3 protein-coding genes are annotated in these 3,092 nt (G+C 71.7%); all 3 read left to right on the top strand.

Translation table 11 applies throughout. The annotated features are described in order from the left end of the window. Positions 1–224: AMP-binding enzyme (locus LWC35_RS38655; protein ID WP_443690217.1), on the top strand; the 224-nt coding region annotated here is incomplete at its 5' end. Next, positions 221–1,420, top strand: coding sequence for a 2-methylaconitate cis-trans isomerase PrpF family protein (locus tag LWC35_RS38650; RefSeq protein ID WP_232875561.1), 1,200 nt, complete (start codon positions 221–223; stop codon positions 1,418–1,420). The genes LWC35_RS38655 and LWC35_RS38650, both read left to right, overlap by 4 nt. Then, entirely contained in the window at positions 1,414–2,796 is a 1,383-nt protein-coding gene (locus tag LWC35_RS38645) for an MmgE/PrpD family protein (protein WP_232875560.1), read from the top strand. The genes LWC35_RS38650 and LWC35_RS38645 overlap by 7 nt, the downstream gene beginning before the upstream one ends. The last annotated feature ends 296 nt before the right edge of the window (positions 2,797–3,092 follow it).

Raw genomic sequence — 3,092 nt, 5'->3', positions numbered from 1 at the left:
AGGAGATCGGCGCCGCCGTCGCCCTCAAGCCCGGCCAGTCCGCCGACCCGGAGGAGCTGAAGAACTTCGTCCGGGACCGCCTCGCGGCCTACAAGTACCCGCGCGCGGTCTGGCTGGTCGACGCCCTGCCCAAGGGCCCGACCGGCAAGATCCTCCGCCGCGAGGTGCGACCCCCGGCATCGCGCACACGACCCGATCGCCAGGTGGAGGGGAGCACCCGATGAGTGAGCGTGCAGTGACGACCACGGCACGCCCCGACCAGGAGACAGTCCGGCTGGTGCTAGCCCGTGGAGGCACCAGCAAGGGGCTCTACTTGCACGAACACGACATCCCCGGCCCTGGGGCCGAGCGGGACGCGCTGCTGTGCCGGCTGATGGGATCACCGGACGTCCTGCAGGTCGACGGCCTCGGCGGGTCCCGACCGGTCACGTCCAAGGTGGCAATCATCGCGGCCTCCGCTCGCGACGACGTCGACGTCGACGTCGACTACACCTTCGCCCAAGTCGACATCGAAACGGCCCACGTGGACTACGCGGGCAACTGCGGCAACATCTCGTCCGGGGTCGGGCCATTCGCCGTCGACGAGGGGCTCGTGCCGGTCGTCGAGCCCGTCACCCGGGTCCGGATCCGCAACACCAACACCGACAAAATCCTCGTCGCCGAGGTTCCCGTGCGCGGCGGACGAGCCGCCGTCACCGGCGACGTCGCGATCCCCGGCGTGCCGGGCACCGGCGCGCCCATCCTCATCGACTGGGCCGCCACAGTCGGCGCGCGAACCGGGCGGCTGCTGCCCACGGGCCACGCCGTCGACACCGTGACGGTGAGCTCGGGCGACACCGTCTCGATCTCCCTCTGCGACGTCGGAAACCCGACGATCTGGGTCGAAGCCGCCGCGGTCGGCCTGAACGGCAGCGAGCAGGCAGACGACATCGAGGGCGACACCAAGGTCATGGCGCTGCTCAACGAGCTGCGCGCGAGAGCCGCGGAGCTCACCGGCCTGGTGGACGACTGGACCCTCGCGGAGGAACACAGCCCCGGACTGCCCCTGCTCGGCGTCGTCGCCCCGCCCGGCAACTACCGAACCCCCGACGGCACCGAGGTGCCAGCGGCCGAGATGGACCTCCGGGTCCGGATGTTGTTCATGGGGCGGTTGCATCCGACCATCCCCGGGACGGCGTCGATGGCCCTGACCGCCGCCTCCCGCGTTCCCGGGTCGGTGGTGGCGCGGGTCTGCGGGGAAAGCGGCGGGTCGGGCTCGCTGCGGCTGGGCCATCCATTCGGCGTGATGGTCACCCAGGTCGGCGTGGACCCCGAGGCGCCCGGCGAGACCCCGCGCTTCACCCGACTGGCGATGACCCGAACCGCACGGCGCCTCATGAGCGGCGTCGCCTACGTCCCGACCGGGGGAGAACGATGCTGAGGACCGACGACACACCCGCCGAGGTGGCCGGCCTGCTGACCCAGCGTCTCGCGGAGTTCATCGCGAGCACGACGTTCGTGGACCTGCCCGACCACGTCGTCGAGCGGATGCGCATGTACCTACTCGACTTCCTGGTCGTGGCGGCCGCCGGGGCACACCTGGCGGAGTCGAGCCCCGCGTTCCGCGCCGGGACGGCGAGCCTCGATGCCGCACCCGCGGGCGAGGGAGCGACGGTGATCGCCTCGACCGCGCGGGCGTCCCTGGAGAACGCGGCCCTGCTCAACGGGATCGCGGCGCACAGTCTCGACTTCGACGACACCCACCTCGGAGGTGCGCTCCACCCCGGTGCGCCGGTCTGGCCGGCGGTGCTCGCGCTCGCGGAGCACCGCGGCGCCGACGGCCGCGCACTGCTGACCGCTGCCGCGGTCGGCTACGAGGTGACCTGCCGGGTCGGGATGGCCATCGGTCAGTCCGCCTACGACCGGGGATTCCACCCGACGGGGGTCGCAGGCACCTTCGGCGCCGCGGCGGCCGCCGCGGCCCTGCTGCGGCTGGACGCCGACGCCGCCGAGAGCGCGATCGGGCTCGCCGGTTCCTCGGCGTCGGGATCCATGCAGTTCATGGAGGACGGCAGCTGGAACAAGCGGCTGCACCCGGGCCTTGCCGCACGCAACGGCCTCCTGGCCGCGGCGCTGGCCGAAGCCGGGGTCAAGGGAAGCAGACAGGCGCTGGAAGGCAGGCGCGGCGCGTTGCTGGCCTTCAGCGCCGGCCCCGATGTCCGCCACCTCGTCCCGCCGCCCGACCGGCCGTGGACTGCGTCGGACACCGGCATCAAGCCCTACCCGGCGTGCCGGGCCACCCACGGGGCGATCGACGCGGCTCTGCAGCTGCGGGACCGTGACCCCGGCGTTGCCGGCGGGAGCGGGGTCCTGCAGCTGCGCCTTGAGCCTCGGGCCGTGGACCTCGTCGGCCGCTCCGTGAGCCCCAAGCTCCGCCCACAGAACACAGTGGACGCCCAGTTCAGCGTGTTCTTCCAAGTCGCGGTCACCCTTCTGGCCGGTGCCCCCGGTTGGAACAGCTACGCCCACCTCGACGACGAGGCAGTCCTTCAGCTCATCGACCGCATCGAGATCGTCACCGATCCGACGATCCCCACAGCGGGAGCCGAACTCCGTTCGGGCTCCACCGCGGTCAGGGTTGACGTGCCGTCCGGCGAGCCTGCGACCCTGACGTGGGAGGATCTCGAACGGAAGAGCGCGCTGGCCATGGACTCGTTCTGGTCCGACGAGTTGCGTCGGAGGGTTGTCGAAACGGCACGTGGCCTCGGGGGTAGCCGCGAGCTACCCGACCTCGTGCGGGTGATGCGCGAGATGTGACCTTCCTACGTCCCCCCGAGCGAGGGCATGCGGTTCACAGACGCCGGGTCACGAACAGCTTGAGTACCGGGCTGGCCAAGCAGGTGATCGCGGTCGACTCGTGAGCAGCGACGAGCCCCTTGCGGTGATGACGTCCTTGGGGACGGCGCTGTCGAAGCTGCGCTCGCTGTCAGGAGGTCAGGACTGCTCCGGTCTGGCGGGAGGGCAGGTTGTGGGCGTGGGCGACCTCGGGGTTGGTCAGCTCCCCGGCGTGGGTGGACAGGCCTTGGGCGAGGGTGGGGTCGGCGCGCAGCGCC

The organism is Pseudonocardia kujensis (genome assembly GCF_021283305.1).
Lineage (GTDB): Bacteria > Actinomycetota > Actinomycetes > Mycobacteriales > Pseudonocardiaceae > Pseudonocardia > Pseudonocardia kujensis.
Note: the sequence above shows the minus strand (reverse complement) of the source record. Positions and strands in the feature narration are given on the sequence as shown.

Excerpts from the sequence above, each read along its gene's own strand:
- LWC35_RS38650 (WP_232875561.1), top strand. The coding sequence starts at position 221 with ATGAGTGAGCGTGCAGTGACGACCACGGCACGCCCCGACCAGGAGACA.
- LWC35_RS38645 (WP_232875560.1), top strand. The coding sequence starts at position 1,414 with ATGCTGAGGACCGACGACACACCCGCCGAGGTGGCCGGCCTGCTGACC.